Origin of the sequence: Nostoc sp. 'Peltigera membranacea cyanobiont' 213, from assembly GCF_002245975.1 — a bacterium.
Classification (GTDB): domain Bacteria; phylum Cyanobacteriota; class Cyanobacteriia; order Cyanobacteriales; family Nostocaceae; genus Nostoc.
This window is the reverse complement of the sequence record NZ_NOLI01000152.1, coordinates 1-18,914: the sequence shown is the minus strand read 5'-3', so window position 1 is coordinate 18,914 and position 18,914 is coordinate 1. Positions and strand designations below refer to the sequence as shown.

Genomic DNA, 18,914 nt, shown 5'->3' with positions numbered 1-18,914 from the left:
AAAATCACTTTTTACTGAGATTGGATTTTTAGCGATCGCACTTTTTTTGCGTCGTCTAACAAAATCGCATTGCTCCCCTATCAACAAGGTTATCCTAATTATCCACAGCCTAATTATCCACAGCCTAATTATCCACAGCCTAATTATCCACAAACTAACTATCAACAGGGTTATCCAAGTTACCCTGCATCGCCTTACCCAATGCCATCCTATCCACCGATGCGTACCAGTCCACCTGTGATAATTAATAATTTTTAATAGTATTTTTTTGCTTAGGTTTGAAAAGGATGCAATCCCCTAAATTTATTCGTGCAAAAATTCAAAATATTTTGTCGAGGCGTGCTGCGAGATTTATTTATGGGGATTCTCTTTTTACTTTTTACTTACTCTTCACGTTCCCTAATAATCTTACTCTTTACTTCCAAAGGCAAGCGCTCATCCGCTAAAATTTCATCGAGTAATTTTGAATACTTGCCTTGATTGTGAAAAATTGCCACCACGATCGCATCAAGATTATACAACGGTAAAACACCATTATCAGTAACTAAATCTTCATGAACAATATGTACTAGAAAATCCAGATCAATTTTGGCAATTTTATCAAGTAATCCAATCACAAATAAAATATTAACTGTGCGGACATCTGTATGCCGTAATAAATTTCTTACAGATAACCCTAATTGTGTATTGAGGTGTGCATATTCGAGATTAGCAATATTTTTTAAAGTAATGTATGCTGATTGGGCAATTGCTGCATCTAATAAATTACAGCCACATCGGCTAACTAAACGATTTGTTAATTCAAATGTAACTGTAGCTAAAGTATCAGAAATGTGATTATTGGTTTGCACCCAGCATTCAATTAATTTATATAATGGACGTAGGGTTTCCGGGCTATTATCATTGATTAATGCTGTACATACATTAACGATATCTGTATCATTAACCTTGTTACCAGATTCTACAATATTTATTAAAGATTTTAAACAATTATTACGGACACCAGATATTTTTGTATTATTAACAATCGGTAAAAAATCACTGGCGATCAATTGTAATTTTTCTGTTAAATCTAAAATTGCAGCACTAGCATCAAGGGCGATATCGCGTGAATTATCTAAACACAGTGCAAATAAATATTTAACAGCAGTTTCCGAGTTATTTTGAATTGCTTGACGTTGATAAACTCTCACCAAGGCAATCCTAATTTCTTTATAGTTACTGTTAGCTCTTAAATAAGGTTCTAAGGCTAACGGGATATTTTTTAATGATTTAATTATAGAAATTACCTGGGCTTGTGACGAAGTAGATAAAATATCATTTAGAGCTTGACTGTATAAAGTTTCAACTTGAATATCTACTGCTGTTAATGTATCTAAAATTAAGAGTGTTTCGTTCGGAGAATCTGGGATTTTGGGAAAAATCCACTGTGCTATTGATAAATATAAATTATTTATATCTACTATAGTCTTGTCAGCTTGATTGACAATTTCTCGAATCATTGATGAGATAGTAGATAGTCGATTCTTAGGAATATCTATTAAAGATTTCTCAAGTAAAATTGAGGCTACACTAGAACTTGCACCAGTTTTAATCGCTTCTGTAACAGCAATATAGTGACGGCGTAGGTGTTGTGTATCATCTGGCGAGTAGTTTTTTTGCAATAACTTGTTAATGAGAACAGCTAATAATTCTGGTTGATGTACTGCTTGATGTCCAACGGCTGTGGCTTGAATCACATCCCAACCTTTAGGTAATTGTGCATATAGTGCTTCTAACCATGAGTTACCAAATATTGAATTTCCTGATGCAATTAAATCTGGTAACAATCTCTGCAACAATTCAATTGCATTTTCTTTTTCTTTACCAATATCTGAAACTGGCTGGGTGATAATCAACATTAAAATTTCTTTCTGTAATGCCATTGGTATGTCAGGCAGACAGTACAGTTGGAGAACGTAAGCACGGGCATTACCACCAAAAGAAAAATAACTTGCTTTGAGCGAATTCAAGACATTTTCATCAATTCCCTTTTGCCAAATTTTAGGAGTCTTGATGTAGTTTTTCATTAAAGTGCCAAAGGCTTTTGTTCCTATATCATTGGTGTTGGAGTTGGCTTGCACATCCCTATTAATAACTGCTGTTAGCGCCTGTGCCATTGGGTTAATGTTTTGAGTGGGAACCCTCGCCAGTAACTCACCTGCAACTTCAGCAGCTTTATTAATTAATGTTTGTTGGGTTTCTCGTAATAGTTCCAAAACTACCAACCACACCGTTTCAATGTGGCGATTTGGTGCGCCAGCAGCAGCAACTAACAGTATCTCTTGATAAGCATCACCCAAATGAAGTGCGTGAGGTAGCAGTCTTAGCAGTACATTGGCGCTTTCTGGTTCGATGCGAGAAACAGATGCGAACACCAGAGTACGAAATGGCGAAAGTTTTTCTATTTCTAAAGAGTTAGCAATGTTGTGAAATTCTTCCACATTAACTAAATTTAGTAACTGACGGATGACTGACCAGATAAAATATTGAGCGTAGGCGTTTTGCTGTTGCTGGAGATGATTGAGTATTTGCTGTTTGTGGATTTCTCCTTCTGAAGTTGAGACAAAATAACGCGCGATCGCATATTCTAAAAATGTTTGGTGAAAAAAACTGACCCTATCTGCACCCAACTCTTGCAAAACCCCGTCGCTAAAGAGTTCTTCGTAAGCGAGAAATTCTACCTCATCGAGTTCTAACTGACTTTCATAAATAAAGTCCCGCAGACGTTCCTCAGAGGCATGATACATTAATGCAGCCAATCGCAAACAGAGATTTTTCTTAGCCATACCAATACGACGACTATCGGCGCGGGGTTTACGGCTGATAGCAATTCGTAAATCCCAATACATTTGATATAATTGGCTGACTGTCAAATCTTCCGGGACATTACCATCTTCACCAAATAGTTTGCACAATAGCGCTAGTAATAACGGGTTGCGGGTGATGTCTGCCAGAGACTTACTGTCAGTCGAAAGTGAGACAATTTTCTGAGCGAAGTTGGCTGCACCTGCTGGTGTTTGTTTCAGTTCTATTTGACAAAAGGCGCGTGCAGCTTCCCGTACCTCTTCGGTGTTAAAATTGGAGACCTGACAGCGTTCAATACTTTCATGAAAACCTGCAAAGCTTTCGTGGTATGGTTCAAAAAAATCCCGAAAGTCTGCATCGCGGCAGGTAAATACAACTGTAGTCCCACAATCCAATAACCGTAACAAAATATTGCGGAGTACGGGTACTAATTTTTTCTCTAGCACTAAATCTAGGGTATCAATCAGCAATACGCCTCTGCCGTGCTGGCTATGCAAGCGGACTGCAATTTCTACAATTGATTCCTTGACACCACTGAGTTTTTCTCCGATTTCAGTAGCAAAAGTTTCAGCCGTCTCAATCAAATCATTGCAACGTACTAACCCCACCCAAGCAGTACCAGCTTGTACGAGTTCATCGTAAATGCTTCCTAGAATCGTACTTTTACCATAACCAGCAGCACCCAGGATGGGTACAACACGGCGCTTTTGTTCCATAACACCGCGATGGATAGCGGTGAGGCAATCTTTGAGTAAATCTTGGCGGTTGATTCGAGGTAAAATGTAAGGGTCTAAAGCAATTCTGGCACGTAAAGAATTGCGTTGTATTGCCACCAGTTCAGGTGAGATTTCCGCAGCAATTTCTTTTTCTTCCTGTTCTTCAGCAAGAAAAGGTGCAGCAATATCCTGCCAATCTAAATCTAGTCTTTCACAAATCTCTAAAAATAGATGGCGGTCAACAGGCTTACCATTAAAAAACCTGCTTACCGTCGTCCAAGATGCGATCGCAAACTCGTAAGCCAAAGCCTTTTGAGTCAAACTCTGACGCTTAAGAGCTACCTTAGCACGTTTGATACCCTCAGCTGACGCGACAAGCGATCGCTTCATAACAAGTAAAAAGGTAAAAGTAAAAAGGTAAAAGTTAAAAGTTAAAAGTCATTATAAGCTGTTCCAGATCAAGCTTGCATATTCAATGGTGTTGACTCTTGACTGTTGACTGTTGACTGTTGACCAATGACAAATGACAATTCGCACAAGTCATATACGAAGTCATATATTTGCGTCACTAACCCATATACGTACTCATATACACGACTGCAACAATCATATTTAAAGGCAAAAACACTTGTTGTCCGGTTCAAAGTCCCCAACCTCAAACAGGTATCTTCTTTCTTTTGCCCTTCGGGTTCGCCATTTGCTTTATGCCGGGAAACCCGTCCACCGCAATGGCTCACCTTTTTACTTTTTACTTTTTACTTCCCCATGTTCACCCTCGAACAACTCACATCTGCATGGCTTCTCGTCCGTGCGGGAACTAAAACTGCGGGTGTCGATGGCATTACCCTTGACTTATTCGCATCGGCTGTCAATGACGAGTTACGTCTTCTTCTACGCCAATTACAACAGGAATCTTACCGCGCTAGCCCCGCCAAAGGATTTTATCTCGCCAAAAGCAGCGGTGGCAAGCGTTTAATTGGTATCCCCACCGTGCGCGACAGAATTGTGCAGCGTTTATTACTAGAAGAACTGTATTTTCCCTTAGAAGATACCTTCCTTGATTGTAGTTACGCCTATCGCCCAGGACGCAACATTCAGCAAGCCGTACAGCATTTATATTCCTACTACCAGTTGCAACCAAAATGGATTATCAAAGCCGATATCGCTGATTTTTTTGACAGCTTGTGTTGGCCATTATTGTTAACTGCGGTACAAGCATTACCTCTTGAACCCATTGTAGTGCAATTACTCGAAGGGCAACTGCGATCGGGAATTGTCATCGCAGGCAAACCTATTTACCCAGGTAAGGGAGTATTGCAAGGTGGTGTGCTTTCTGGGGCGTTAGGAAATTTATACCTGAACGAATTTGATAGAAAATGCCTCAGTCATAGCCTTAATTTAGTCCGGTATGGAGATGATTTTGCCATTGCTTGTAGCAGTTGGTTAGAAGCAAGTCGCACCCTAGACAAAGTTACTAATTGGTTAGGGGAACTGTACTTAAATCTTCAGCCAGATAAAACACAGATTTATGCCCCTAATGACGAGTTTACCTTTCTTGGTTATCGCTTTGCTGGCGGCGAAGTTTATGCACCACCGTCACCAGTGACTACTCGTGAGGGGGAATGGGTAACAAATCAATCAGGTTTACCTTATTTTCGTCCCAAAGAACGCCCAGTAAAATTTGCTTCCCGTCCGCCGAAAGCTTGCAGTATTGACAAGCCCAGCAAATTTCCGACAGCATCTATATCTCATATTTGGCAGGATTTTATGTCTACATTATACGTCACCGACCAAGGCGCTTATTTGAGTGTAAAAAATCAGCAATTCCAGGTATTTTACCAAGGAGAATTAAAGCTAAAAATTCCAGCTACACGGGTGAGTAACATTATTTTATTTGGTTGTTGTAACGTATCGCATGGTGCAGTCAATATGGCATTGTGGCGACGCATTCCTGTGATGTATTTATCACAAAAGGGTAGGTATTTTGGCAGATTACAAACAGAAGGTGATGCCAAAGTAGAGTATTTGATGCGACAAGTAGATTGTGCGCGTAACGAGAAATTTACTAGACAGCAAGCCGAAGCAATTGTTACCGCTAAATTACATAATTCCCGCATCTTAATCATGCGCTTAAATCGTCGTCGGTCAACGGAAAATGCTACTCAAGCAATAGACTTAATTGAGGTTCTCATCGACAGTTTACCCCAAGCAGAAAGTATGGAAGCTCTACGGGGATATGAAGGGAAAGCCGCCACCGTTTATTTTCAAGCTTTGGGTTCTTTATTTACAGGTTTCTTTGCCTTTGATAAGCGTACCAAACGCCCACCGACTGACCCAATTAACAGTTTAATGAGTTTGGGTTACACTTTATTAAGTCAGCAAGTTTTTTCGTTTATTCAAGCCACTGGACTGCATACGCATTTTGGTAATTTACACGTTCCCCGCGATAATCATCCAGCCTTAGTATCTGATTTGATGGAAGAATTTCGCGCTCAAATTGTTGATTCGTTTGTGGCGTATTTGGTAAATAAAAAAATCTTAGATCCTGAAGATTTTACTCCTCCTGATGAACGTGGTGGTGTATACTTACAAGCAAGTGCGTTGAAGAAGTATCTCAAGCACTGGGAGGAGAAGTTACAAACCGAGACAACACATCCCCATACTGGTTACAAGGTAGCTTATCGTCGTTGTATTGAGTTGCAGGTGCGGGAGTATGTAGCTTGTTTGATGGGTGAGGTAGAAGTTTACCGCCCAATGGTTTGGAAACTGTAACCTACTATACTATTTGTGGGATAGACACAATGGCTGAAACCCTGATTCTTTCGTTCTATCCCACAATTTGCTCTCCTGGTAAGGGTTTGAGGTACTCCGGTGATGAGTTTATTGACACAATTTCTCATTTATTTGGGTGAAAATTTGCATCCCACAAAAAAGTGCTGTAGACTTAGCTCAGGGCAAGGCTTTCAAGCGGTAGCCTTTGGCTTCTATGAAGTCGATTAAAAATGGAAACTAAAAAATAACTGCTTGGACGTATCCAAAATATGGCTTTGGCTTCTATGAAGTCGATTAAAAATGGAAACTATTAAGCTTCCTGTCGTTGTTCCTGAAAAATCGTCACTTTGGCTTCTATGAAGTCGATTAAAAATGGAAACTTTCCGCCACGCTCAGCTTCAATCCCTGCCGATAACGTCTTTGGCTTCTATGAAGTCGATTAAAAATGGAAACATGAAGAAACATATCAATAGCACGAGAAAAACTATATTTCTTTGGCTTCTATGAAGTCGATTAAAAATGGAAACTATTTCTTGCTGGATACTTGGGCTTAGTTTTTCCCCTTTGGCTTCTATGAAGTCGATTAAAAATGGAAACGGGATTAGTATTATCAACAGTAACATTCATTTTACCTTTGGCTTCTATGAAGTCGATTAAAAATGGAAACTTTAAGAGCATCAACATCTTTGATGTAACCAGACTGTCTTTTTTTCTATGAAGTCGAATAAAAATGATAATTGTAAGGCTCAGATCCCCGACTTCTTGAAGAAGTCGGGGATCTTGGTTTTCACGAATAATTTATAACGGCTATAAATTACAGATTATTAAGTACTCAGTCGGGGATAATATCTCCGACTTTTTTTATGCGCTACACACAAGTCATATAACTCATATACAAAGTCATATATAACAGCCGTATACACATATACGAACTCATATACCACTCTGAGAACATAGAGATAAGTAAAAAAGCAAAAGCAAAACAGCCTCTATCTTTTGACTTTTTACCTTTAACCTTTTACTTCATTTAACCTATGTCCACAATTTACATCACCGACAAGGATGCATTAATCAAAACTCAACACACTTACTTAAAAGTGTTTCATCAACAGCAACAACTAATCAGTATCCGTCTTAGCAACGTCAGTCAACTCATCATCTTTGACAACATAAATCTACCCACCAACATTATTAAAACACTGCAATTACATCACATTCCCGTACTCTACTTAACTCAAAACGGCGAAATTATCGGGAGATTAGAAAACACATCCCAACTCAAAGCCAAATATCTCACCTACCAACGCCAACGTAGAAGGGACAGAGAATTTAACCGCGCCACAGCAGAAAGTATCATCTGGGCGAAATTGCACAACCAACATACTTTTTTGCAAAGCTGGACTCACCACCAAGCTAATTACGCCACTCAACGCGCATTAAATTACCTGACACTGCTGATGGATAACCTCCCAATCGCAGTATCTCTCGATGAACTGCGCGAATATAGCGAAGAAGCTGATAAAATCTACCACTTTGCGATCGCTTCCTTGCTCAACCTCTCCAACCCATGTCCCCAAACAACCGCAAAGCACATTAGCGGACTATTAAACCTGGGAAATCAACTACTACATCAATATATTTACACCCTTCTCATCACCACCGGACTTCACCCAGACTACGCAATTTTGCATAGCAACGCAGATTACGAACTCCCCTTAGCCTGGGACTTTACCGCCGAATTCCGCGCCCCCATCGTTGATGACTTGGTGTTAAATTTTGCCCGTAATCATTTGAATTCTAACTCTAACGGCAACGGTAACGGTAAAAAGCCCCATACCATTCTCCAAAGCTTTCTCCAACACTGGGAAGCAAAACTGCGAACTTTTGTACTCCATCCCTACGCCGGAGAAGTCAGTTATCGCCAATGTCTCGACTTACAAGTTCGAGAATATCTCGCAACTTTGCTGGGAGATGTTGAGTATTATCGTCCCCTAGCGTTGAAGTTTCGGCCTGCAAATTCAGACTTCACCAACACCATTGAACCGCAAACTGTTTCCCTAAAGCTGGTGAAACGATGATGTTTTATTTGGTTTGCTACGACATCGTGAGTGATACCCGCCGTAACAAAGTGGCGAAACTCCTAGAAGCCTACGGTTTAAGAGTCCAAAAGTCAGTTTTCGAGTGCGTATTAGACGAGAAGCAGTACGAAACCCTATCCAAATACCTCTTCCGACTCGTCAACAAACGCGAAGACCAAGTGAGATTCTACCCCATGTCTGCCCACAATCGTTGCAAAGTCGCAGTATTGGGAACACAACCTCAGGTTGTAATAGACGACGCAGCATTTATCGTTTAGTTACCACGATTTAACACAGTCTTTAGCACATTAATCATACCCAAATGAACGCCCCACGCGCTCCACCGCTAGCAGTGTCAACATCTTCACGCTTCGGTCAAATTTTGGATATTCGGAAACTAGTGAATGCAGATTCAAACTATCCAATTCCGGTTAGTTTTCACTTCCAAAGTTCAAAAAAAACTTGATGCATTACCTGCTTGTGACCGCAAGCAATATGACAAAGCTTTTGAATGTTTCGCTAATCATGGCCCAGGCTATCGCAGCTTGAGAACACATCGATATCGCAGCCAGAATAGTGATATTTGGAGTTCTTCAGCATCAATGGCAAAACGATTTTACTGGCGTTACATTGAGGAACAAAGTGTTGAAATCACACACATAGACTCCCATTAATTAAGCCAATTGTAGTCAATTGTAGGTTGGGGAGCCACCGCCGTGGACGGGTTTCCCGGCTTGAGGAGCCACTGCGTTGCCGGGGTTCCCCCGGTTGAAGCAAGTGGCGTGCGAGTGGCGTTTGAGGAACGAAACCCAACAACAACAATCCTCGGTTTTGTTGGGTTTCACTGCGTACCCTACGGGAAGCAAGCTACAACTCAACCTACATCTATTGCTTTCTTTCTTTTGCCTTTTTACTTTTTACTTGTACTTATGCCCAAACCTCGTCCATTAAAAACGCGAGAATTACGGCTCATTTTACTGTACAGCAATTGGGAATTCGGCATGACACCCACACAATTTTATGCCAAATGGGCAGTCAGCTACGAACAAATTGCCACTATCTGTTCCCGTTCCGATTCTACCGTGAGAGGTTGGTTTAGAAATGGGCGCAATCAACGCCAGCCTTCACGCAACGATTTACGACATCTAGCATTGATGGATTTCCTACTAGAACATTACGAGGAGATTCCCGAACAAGTTTTGTACCTGCTATGTTTTCCTAATTCTCATTTGTGATTGGTGTTATACATAAAATATCGATTTTGTCAATAGCAAATAGACATGTCTTTGCAAATATCTTCTCGTTAAGGTGATTGTAGGCAATTTCAAAGTGCATCAAAACAAGTCAAAAGTCAAAAGCTAAAAGACTTTTCTTTTGCCTTTTAACTTTTATCTTTTGACTTGGAGCGTAGCGATGGTGACTTATTCTCAGCAATTACATCCGTGGTGTATTATTCGTGTTCTTCCTGATAATCTTTCATCAGATTGTTGCACGATTTCGCCGGCGAAATGATGCAGTTGCTTATTTACAAGTCCTGCATAACTGCACCCAAACTGCAAAGCTTTTGCTGATTTTTGAGGCGCCAGGAATGCAGAAGTCACCTGATAATGACACTTGAAGTTGACTGGCTTCCCATAGCAAGTAAAAATTAAAAAGAGAAGATTTCTGTTTAAACTTGGAACTTTGGACTTGATACTTAGTGATAGGGAAGTCGAATTAATGGAAACATTGGCATCTTGACTCATTAAACTGTAAACAAGCTAAAAGTGAAAAGAAATAAACTTCTTTTGCTTTTAGCTTTTACTTTCAGACTTGTACAGGTGTTCTATTGAAGGTGTAAATATGGCAGATTGCAACTTGAAGAAGTACAGATTATCGCCGAGCGTAGGGAACAATGTTCCCTACCCGTGTATTTCGTTAAAGTCCAAATATAAAAGAGAGGTGATAAAATTCATGACACAATTTAGGATTGCCGTATATCTGCAAACGCTAAGTATTTATACTCATCGAGAATAACAGTTTGTTATTCGCATCAAATAGTTTGATTACGCAAAGTTGATGTATATATTAAGAGTAGTTCATTAGAAACCACAGCGAAACGACAAGATAAAACCTATATAGGAATCAGACTTAGCCGTGTTAGGTATACCGAGGATATAACCTATGTTAGGCAAAACTTCGGCTGTGCTAGGTTATCAAAAATCAAATGTAATTTCTCTATATATCAAATTATTTTCGTTGCTCGCACGAGATTATTGACAAGATTAATTATCTTCGCTAATAAGGTTAGTTTTTTTCTTGCCATATAAATTGCTGTTGAATCTACAAAATAGTATTTGCTAAAAAACCTAAAAAAAATTTTACAGCCTAGTTGCATTTTTGAAAATTCTCGTGTAGTATCGAAAATACAAAGGTTGAAAAAGCGAATTTAAAACCAAAGGCTAACGAGTACACTATTACTGCAAACAAAATTTAGACCTTAGCATTTGTCCAGATAAAATTTACATAGTTATTACAGAGCCAACACAAGTTTTTCAGTAGCGCTTAATTAGATTGTATATAACTATAAATGCCGCGATACGAAGATGTCCTAAGCTGTTGCACAATAGATAAAAATCAAATTATTACCACACACTGATTTTTCGGCTTTTAGCTTGCTGATGTAGGTGACATATCTATCTTTTTAGTGGAAATATTTTTGTGAAAATTACCATAGTTTTTAGCAGCGGTTTTTGTTTATTTTATAATGTCGTTTTACTGTTTTTGTATAACAATCAATAGTTCTAAAAAATTTTCCTAAAAAATCTTCCTAAAATCACAGTCTCAATTGATTAACTGTTGGTGATAACTATGTTGAACCACATGAAATCTGCATTATTTGCCTTAGCAGCAGGTATCTGTTTAAACGGTTGTAATGAGTCTGCCCCTTTGTCTGCTGGGGATACAAAATTATCAAATCTGCATACACAAGCAACTTCTAAGTTAGCAGAAATTCAGGCAATGCAACCACCCATAGCACCGCCCAGCATAGTTAATATTGGCATTGATCAAAGTGGCAGTATGCAAACTGCCCGTGTTGCCGAGGCTAAACTAACTGATGTGGAACTGGTGTTAAAGTCATTGAGCCGCACAGGTGGGACTTTTGCTATGAGTAGCATTTGCGATCGCAGCGATCGCCCTTTGATTAGAACAACCTTCCCAGAACCGCCTCGTTTAAATATTACTGCCATTCCTGCACCTCCGCAACGTCCTGATACTAGCCGAGGTAATCCTTTCAAACATCAGAAGGAACTCAAAACATATTACAAGGATGCCAAAACCTACCCTGAACAAATCACTGCCATTTACACACAACTGAATAGTTATCAACAGCAAATTGAGCAATACTACACCAATAATCAACAACGCATTAATGCCTTGAAATCACAGCTACAAACAGTCTTCAAGCAACCCCGCAACTGTCAAGCTACAGATATTCAAAGGGCAGTACAACGAGCAAACTGGCTATTTAATGAGCCTAATACTTTATCACAGATGCCCCGTAAATATGCAGTGTTTATCACCGATGGTTTAGATACCTTTTCTGTCCAGCCTATCCAATTAAAAGCAGATCAAGTGGTGTTAGTGAATGGCAGTAGTGATGTAGGAGTTTTTCAGTCTATTGAACATCAACGTTTTGAATCTCCTAATGCTGCATTCAGCACATTAGCAGAGTGGATGGTGCGTAAAAAGTAAAAAGATAATACCCATAAATAAATTTAGTTGCTCTCAAACCATTTTTCTTTTTCTTTCTTTTGCCCTTCGGGTGACGCTCCTTCTCCCAAGGGGAGACGCTGCGCGTAGCTTGCTTAAGAGTAGGGGTACAAGTCGGGAGACCCGCCCACGGCGCTGGCTCCTTTATGCCGGGGAACCCGTCCACCGCAATGGCTCACCTTTTAACTTTTTACTTTTGCCTTGTTCGGTCAATGCAGATATACAAATCCTGGATTCCCTAATCACCAATTACAAATCTACAAAATTGAATCTTTCGCCTCAATGAGATATTAGCAAATTGGAGAAAGGCTGATGAATGCTAACAATAATCCCCATGAGCCAGAAGAACAACGAGAACGCCAAGTCCGTGAACGGCAAGTAAGACAAGCCCAAGATACCCAAACTAGGAGAGAACGCCAAAAAACTCAAGCAGTTCTGAACCGTAATTTAGATGAAATTCGTACCCATGTGCAAAAGGGTATAGCTGCCCAAACGCGGGGAAAAATTAAAAGCGATCGCTTGCAAAGATTAGAATATGACTCTCCTAGCTATGCTAATGCTGGGCCTTTGGCAACAATGGGTCATTGCACCTTTGCCTTGGGTGCCATCGCTGTTGTCTTACTGAATTACTTCTTAATTAATGCGCCAGTCAATTATCTAGCTAGTACACCCTTTGAAGATGAAAAAGCATGGCAAGTTCGAGTATCTACCGTAGTGGTTCCCATACTTTTATTAGTTTTTGAGCTTTGTATTTCTTTAGGTCGTCGCCACGCCATGCAAACGCAAGATGCCAATGTTCGGGCTTGGGAAACTGCCGGTACAGTGATGATTTTAGTTGCTCCTCTACTGATTGTCGGCACTATGTTTGCCAGAGAAGATTGGTGGGCAGCCTATAATCTTACTACTTCTCTAGCCATGATTATCTTAGCGGGTGTAACCGATGCTCTGATAGTCTACGGTGGAGAACAGATTTACAACGCTCAAGCTTTTGTTTGGTTTCATTACTGCCGTTGGCGTATTCAACGCGATATTAACTACTTTGATTCTCAGTACCGCAAAGCAGGTAGAAATGTTGAAAGGTTTTACATTCGTTTTGCTCAAGTTCTCAATGACTATAACGACAGACACCCTAATCATCCTTTGAATGCTGGCCCTTTTAGCCGTGATACTGCTCTATTTATCAATAAATGGTTTAGAGACCAAGTGATTATCCTTCCTCCCGAAACACGAGAAGATGAAACTCCTGCGGCACCTGTTCGCCCTCATCCTAACCCACCCAATCCCAATCTACCTAATGCAGAGGTGGATGTAGAGGCACAAACACAAGCAGAACGTGATTATTATCGACAACTACTAGATAACCAAGTTCGTAATAACGAGCGAGAAGTACAACCAGATTAAAAACAAAAATTACCAAATTAGGAGTCTATTCATCATGTCTGCAATTCGCAAAGTTCCCACCATCCAAAGCGTTCAACCTACTATTAAACCAAAGCAACATTCTTTAATATCATCACCAGTAAAAACACTGAGTACCAAAGCTCAGAGTATTTATCAACAAGTGACTGAATCGCTCACGGCTAATCAACCTACTGTAGTGGTTTCTACCCAAAATCTTCGCCAACAGGCTCAAGTTCTGCAACAACAAGCTATGGATTTCGCCCAAAAATCGAACTTACCGATTACTGAAGCGGCTCAAGTGGCTGCTTTGGTGGCTGCTAATGTTTATGTTACCGTTAATCCTCAGACAATTGAACAAAGTTGGACACCGCTAAAAGCAGCCGCTTCTCTAGAATCAGCTAAAACTGCCTTGAATAACTTTGTCCAACAATTAGAAGTTAATCATCAACAGGTTGTAGTGGACAATTTAGTTCTAGCCTGCCATAATGCCACCCTCAAGATAGGATTTACACCGCTAGAATCCTCTGCAACTATGGTCAATGGTATAGTACGCTTGATTGCTAGTGATGACACAGGGCGCAGTTTAGTCACAGAAATTGCTACTAACCCAGATCATCCTGTACAAATGGCTACAGAAATTATTGGCATAAGCGATCGCTCTTGCGATCAGATTTTAGATGCTTTTGAAGCTGCTTTGAAAGAGCAAGGAGTCATTTATGCACCTCCGGAACGCAAGTTTACAGGTGGTATCTGCGAACTCGAAGCCGCCAAAGACTTTGTACGTAAACGTCCGACTAAAAAGACTCAAAACCAAACTACCACTTCCCAACCCAAAGCTGTTCATCGTCCTGCTTCGCAACAACAAACGCCACAGAAATTTTAAAAGATTATAGGCGTTGCTGAATTTGAATATGAAATTAAAAAATCAACTCTTCTCAACTCTTACTCTCTGCGACTCTGCGCCTGGTGCGTGATACAAATTCATATTTCTACTCAGCAACGCCAGATTATAGCCTCTTCTGTAGTCTTCAAAGCCTCTCTTCCCTCTAACAAAGGTTGAAAGAGGGGTTTTCCCAAAAAATCAACTCAATGAAAAATCATGAACATTGCCTTACAACCACTGCATCATGCCATTGCTGAAGGTCGTTGTGCTTTTTTACTCTCTGGCCGCAATCTGCGTGATTTAGATATTTACTTTGATGGCAAACGCATGGGGCCTTTATTGGAAATCCTGCGTACAGAACTACGTGATCGCTATGGTATGGTTTTAATCACTTACTCTTTGGCAGAAGGAGTAGATTATGACCTTAGTAGCATTGAGAAAGAAAAGGATCGTCAGACAATTACTACTGTTTTGCGATCGCATAATCTTTTAGATATTCCCCAAGATGATCAAGAAGTTGCCCATATTGTCCGGGGCGTGGCGGGTTTATGTCGCACTCCCACCCAAGGAGTAACTTGGGTTGATGGTAAACCGATGCGTTTTTGTTTCCTGCTGTTTTTTGGTGAACACTTAGTTCCGCAATGCAATCATTCAGGGCAAAGCAACGCCCAAATTGTTGCCACAGAACTTTCCCATATTACCGCCCAAAGTTTAGCACTCCGTCGCAGTGGTAATTTACTCTGTTTTCATGTCCAAGAAGCTTCTTTAATCGATTCCTTAGTGCGTTCTGCTTTGTATTCTATTTGTCTGCCCCAACCAGATTGTCATGCTAAACAAGTTTTTGTGCAAGTTGCCCAGAACATCTACAGTCAAGCTAGTTTACAAACTGACCTAACTTGGGAGAATATCGCCTTTTTGACCTCTAACACGCCCAATCAAGGCTTAGAATCTTTGTTACGCGCCTCCCATCTTACCACACGACCTGTAACCGCCCGTGAGTTAGTGGCGCAAAAGAGTTTAGATGTCCAGGCGATTTCTGAGCAAACCTTAACGGTGTTAGATACGACTCGTATTTCTGCTGAAACTACATTGCAGGGTATAAATACTTGCTTTGCCAAAAGTATTTTACAACAATTAGCCAAAGCCTTAGCAGTAGGTAATCCTGCCATGCCTGCAAATGTGTTGTTAGTAGGCCCTCCAGGTACAGGCAAAACGGAAATGAGCATGATCATTGCCAAACAGGCGGGTGTAGCCGCATACCAGATGCACAGCCCGAAAACTGGGATTGTCGGGGAAACAGAACGCAAAGCAGAATTACAACAGCGAGTATTACGGGAATGGATACCGAATTTAGCTTTTGTCGATGAAATTACGGAAGCTTTACCTTTAGAAAGAAGCGAATTTAACGGAGATTCCGGAGCAACTAGAGCTGTCACAGCCGCTTTGTTGACAGCACTTGCTGATGAAAGCCGCCGGGGACAATCGCTGTTGATTGCTACTACCAACTGTCCTTGGCGAATGGGTGCAGCCATGCGATCGCGTTTTGTTGCTATTCCTGTATTGCAACCATTAAGAGAAGATTATCCAGCTATTGTACAGGCGATCGCTCAACGGCTCAGTCATAATCACCCTACTGCTTTTTTAGGGGGGGATAGAGGAGAATTAACTCATCCCGCGATCGTTGAAGCTGCGGCAATTTTCGCTCGTAAAGGCGCAAATCCCCGCCATATTCGTGCTGCCCTCAGTAATGCTCTGTTAATTAAAGAACATCTTACACCAGAAGCGATTTTATTTTCTGCCCATGATTTGAGCATTACCACGGATACTTTATCTGCCATTTACAGCGATTTATGGGCAATTAAAGCCTGTTCTTCTCAATCCTTTCTACCTTGGAGTGGGAATTTAGCTTCTTATCCTTTCCCTGAGCATCTGCAAGGGTTAGTTCATCTCCAAACCAGTGAAATCAACCAAACTGAACTCGATCAACGAATTGAGGACTTGAAACCCCACGCTAATTTGTAGAAAAAAGTTAAAAATCAAAAGATAATCAAGACACTATGAACACCGCAAAAACATTAGCAGCCATTACTAAATATTGGCAACAAGCTTGTGAGGATCAAGGTTTAGCAGAACAACATTTAGCAGGTGCAGGGGCAGTTTTTCAGTTAGAACTTAAACTCAAAAATCACTATGGTAAAAAATATGCTCTTTGCGTCTCTAACGCTACTACTGGACTTTTAGCCATTGGCCTGGCACTGAATCTCAAAAAAGAAGAATTTATCACTACTCCCTACACCTATGGCGCATCTTTAGCTGGGTTTCTTTTACTAGAAAATCGTCCGATTTTTGCTGAAGTTAATTCCCAAACTTTAACCCTAGAACCTGAATCAGTCCGGCAAAAAATTACATCGAATACCCGTGCTATTTTAGCAGTAGATATATATGGAAACCCTTGCAATCAAGTAGCTTTACGGCAAATTGCTGATGAATATGGACTTTGGTATATAGCAGATGCAGCTCAAAGTTTAGGAGCATATCGAGAGGGCATTCCTGCCAGTGCTTTAGCCGATGCCTTAGTTGTATCATTTACCGTAGGTAAATCAGTATTTGCCGGCGAAGGAGGGGCAATTTTAACAGATAATAGTGAACTGTATCAAAAATTAGTTTGGTTAACCCAGCATCCTGAGCGACAAAAACGAGATATCGGGTTATTTTTAACTAATGAATTTGCCCTGAATGCGCGAATTCACCCTTTAGCTGCCGTTATTGCTCTGAGCATTTTTGATGATTCATTACAACAATTGAAACTTTATCAATATTGGTGTTTTGAAGTTATTAATGCTTTGAATAAAATAGGTTTAACAAAATCGATTTTTTGGCAATCAGAAGAGATTATTCCCGCTTTTTTTCGATTAATCGCTAGCTGGAATAAAGAAGCGCAAGCAACCGAATTATTAAACCAATTGTCTCAACGTAATATTGCAGTAAATTTAGAATATTTACTGTTACAACCTCTATTTACACATCCAGCTTTTTTGGCTGAATATGAACATCTATTTCTGAATCATCAAACTGTGCATTTTTGTGCATCTAATTATTTTTGTTTAAATTCCTTGAATCAACTAGGAATCAAAAGATAAGTGGAACGGTGCAAATAAACAGAAATATGTAACTAACGAAAAGTAAAATCAACTCAAACCCTCTTCTGTTCTGCCGTCTGCCCTCTGCCTTATCTTAACGATAAATATTCACGCCGACTTAGTTATCCCTGTTCTGTCACTCTCCGAAAACATTTGCTATTGCTGAATTCTAGAGCTTTTGCATAGCAAGCGATGTCTACGACGGGCTACGCCGGAGCACGATTATTTTCTAATCACAAATACAAGACCTATTTTTTTCTAATAGGATAGCTTGTATTGATTGCCTCATGAGGCTTCTAGCAATCGCCCTCCCGGAAAGTGACAAAAGCGGGTTATGCTACTAGTTTTATGGTCGAACACCTGTTTTGCGAAAATGCGATCGCAAAACAGGTGTTCTCGATTAAACCTGCCAATCCTAATCTAATACCAATTCAAAATTCAAAATTAAGAATCAAGACAGGACAAGCGTTTGGGGCTGTGTATATGTCGCATTCTTTTTTCAAATTGGTATAAGTACAGATTTGTTGACCAACAACATCCCTTTGGGGGCTTGTTCATAGAAAGCGGCGGGAAACTCCATTCCCTTATGAGTGGTCGAGGTTGCTCCCGCCGCCGCTTGAGGCATGGGGTAAGTATATTAAAAAAATCTCTTTCAGCCCCAATTGAGCGGTATTTTGCGGCAACGGAGGATGAACGGGATGTCATTGCTTTGATGCTCGCCAATATTCGCGCACCTAGTACGCGGCGCGAATACCAGAAAGATTTGCGGAAATTTTTTGTGGCGATGACTGGTATTGAGCCGAATGTTGATAGCGTGTTGGAATTTCTGCACCTGACCGAGAAACGGGCGGTGGCGGTGGTGTTGAAATATAAGGCCAAGCTACTGGCTATTGGGTTGAAGGAAGCAACGGTCAACCGTCGCCTCAGCAGCATTAGTCCCAGTCGGCGAGACAGAGGTAAACCTCTAAGCGATCGCGGATTGCGGTTGATGATGGCGGAAATTTCTGCTAGTGCGGGAATTAAGTTCAGTGCCCACTTTCTGCGCCACACTCATGCGACGCTGGCTAAGAAAAATGGAGCTTCTGATTTTGACTTGCAAGCAGATTTGGGCCATGCTTCGCCGGCAACAACTGCAAAGTACATTCACCATGTCGGGCGTGTTGGGACTTCTCACGCACTGCGTAAAAAAAGCAAACATCGGTAAAAAAGCAATCGCACTCATGCGCTCCAAAATGATAGTGTCAAGGTAGGGTGTTGACTTTGTGGGAAAATTGTCCACAAAAGTTCATGCAAATTCTGTGTCGTCATCCGAGGTTGAAAATAC

The 18,914-nt window shown here is 40.6% G+C and carries 13 protein-coding genes and 1 CRISPR repeat array; of the genes, 12 read left to right on the top strand and 1 reads right to left on the bottom strand.

Translation table 11 applies throughout. The features are described from left to right. The coding region (locus CDG77_RS38045) for a hypothetical protein (protein ID WP_223270030.1) at nucleotides 1-241 on the top strand (241 nt) is incomplete at its 5' end. Between the two features lie 142 nt (nucleotides 242-383). On the opposite strand, the gene CDG77_RS28550 is transcribed toward CDG77_RS38045, so the two are convergent. After that, nucleotides 384-3,953: an NACHT domain-containing protein gene (locus CDG77_RS28550; RefSeq protein WP_094332631.1), complete on the bottom strand. Its 3,570-nt coding sequence runs from the start codon at nucleotides 3,951-3,953 to the stop codon at nucleotides 384-386. Between the two features lie 375 nt (nucleotides 3,954-4,328). On the opposite strand from CDG77_RS28550, the gene cas1 (CDG77_RS28545) reads away from it, so the two are divergent. The 11 genes from cas1 (CDG77_RS28545) (at nucleotide 4,329) to CDG77_RS38040 (ending at nucleotide 18,794) form a co-directional block, all read left to right on the top strand. Beyond that, complete coding sequence (gene cas1 / locus CDG77_RS28545) at nucleotides 4,329-6,335, top strand: CRISPR-associated endonuclease Cas1 (protein ID WP_094332630.1); 2,007 nt, start codon at nucleotides 4,329-4,331, stop codon at nucleotides 6,333-6,335. 203 nt (nucleotides 6,336-6,538) lie between these two features. Then, nucleotides 6,539-7,002: a CRISPR direct-repeat array (repeat unit 35 nt; unit sequence CTTTGGCTTCTATGAAGTCGATTAAAAATGGAAAC). Between the two features lie 367 nt (nucleotides 7,003-7,369). Then, complete coding sequence (cas1, locus tag CDG77_RS28540) at nucleotides 7,370-8,413, top strand: CRISPR-associated endonuclease Cas1 (RefSeq protein ID WP_094332629.1); 1,044 nt, start codon at nucleotides 7,370-7,372, stop codon at nucleotides 8,411-8,413. Further along, on the top strand, nucleotides 8,413-8,691 hold the full coding sequence (cas2, locus tag CDG77_RS28535; protein WP_094332633.1) for a CRISPR-associated endonuclease Cas2: 279 nt from the start codon (nucleotides 8,413-8,415) through the stop codon (nucleotides 8,689-8,691). The genes cas1 (CDG77_RS28540) and cas2 overlap by 1 nt, the downstream gene beginning before the upstream one ends. A gap of 126 nt (nucleotides 8,692-8,817) precedes the next feature. After that, nucleotides 8,818-9,087, top strand: coding sequence for a hypothetical protein (locus CDG77_RS28530; protein WP_094332628.1), 270 nt, complete (start codon nucleotides 8,818-8,820; stop codon nucleotides 9,085-9,087). A 255-nt stretch (nucleotides 9,088-9,342) separates the two neighbouring features. Beyond that, nucleotides 9,343-9,648 carry a hypothetical protein gene (locus CDG77_RS28525; RefSeq protein ID WP_094332632.1) on the top strand — a complete coding sequence of 102 codons (306 nt, stop codon included), beginning with the start codon at nucleotides 9,343-9,345 and terminating at the stop codon, nucleotides 9,646-9,648. 1,615 nt (nucleotides 9,649-11,263) lie between these two features. Then, entirely contained in the window at nucleotides 11,264-12,148 is an 885-nt protein-coding gene (locus CDG77_RS28515; protein WP_143857108.1) for a hypothetical protein, read from the top strand. A gap of 330 nt (nucleotides 12,149-12,478) precedes the next feature. Beyond that, nucleotides 12,479-13,567 carry a hypothetical protein gene (locus CDG77_RS28510; RefSeq protein ID WP_094332626.1) on the top strand — a complete coding sequence of 363 codons (1,089 nt, stop codon included), beginning with the start codon at nucleotides 12,479-12,481 and terminating at the stop codon, nucleotides 13,565-13,567. 34 nt (nucleotides 13,568-13,601) lie between these two features. After that, a complete protein-coding gene (locus CDG77_RS28505; RefSeq protein WP_094332625.1) occupies nucleotides 13,602-14,450 on the top strand; it encodes a hypothetical protein in 849 nt (282 codons plus the stop codon). A gap of 216 nt (nucleotides 14,451-14,666) precedes the next feature. Continuing rightward, a complete protein-coding gene (locus CDG77_RS28500) occupies nucleotides 14,667-16,472 on the top strand; it encodes an ATP-binding protein (protein WP_094332624.1) in 1,806 nt (601 codons plus the stop codon). Nucleotides 16,473-16,507: 35 nt separating this feature from the next. After that, the gene (locus CDG77_RS28495; RefSeq protein WP_094332623.1) at nucleotides 16,508-17,590 is read left to right on the top strand and encodes a DegT/DnrJ/EryC1/StrS family aminotransferase; all 1,083 of its coding nucleotides are present in this window, start codon (nucleotides 16,508-16,510) and stop codon (nucleotides 17,588-17,590) included. Between the two features lie 586 nt (nucleotides 17,591-18,176). Further along, nucleotides 18,177-18,794, top strand: a complete 618-nt coding sequence (locus CDG77_RS38040) for a site-specific integrase (protein WP_223270028.1) — start codon at nucleotides 18,177-18,179, stop codon at nucleotides 18,792-18,794. Nucleotides 18,795-18,914: the final 120 nt, after the last annotated feature.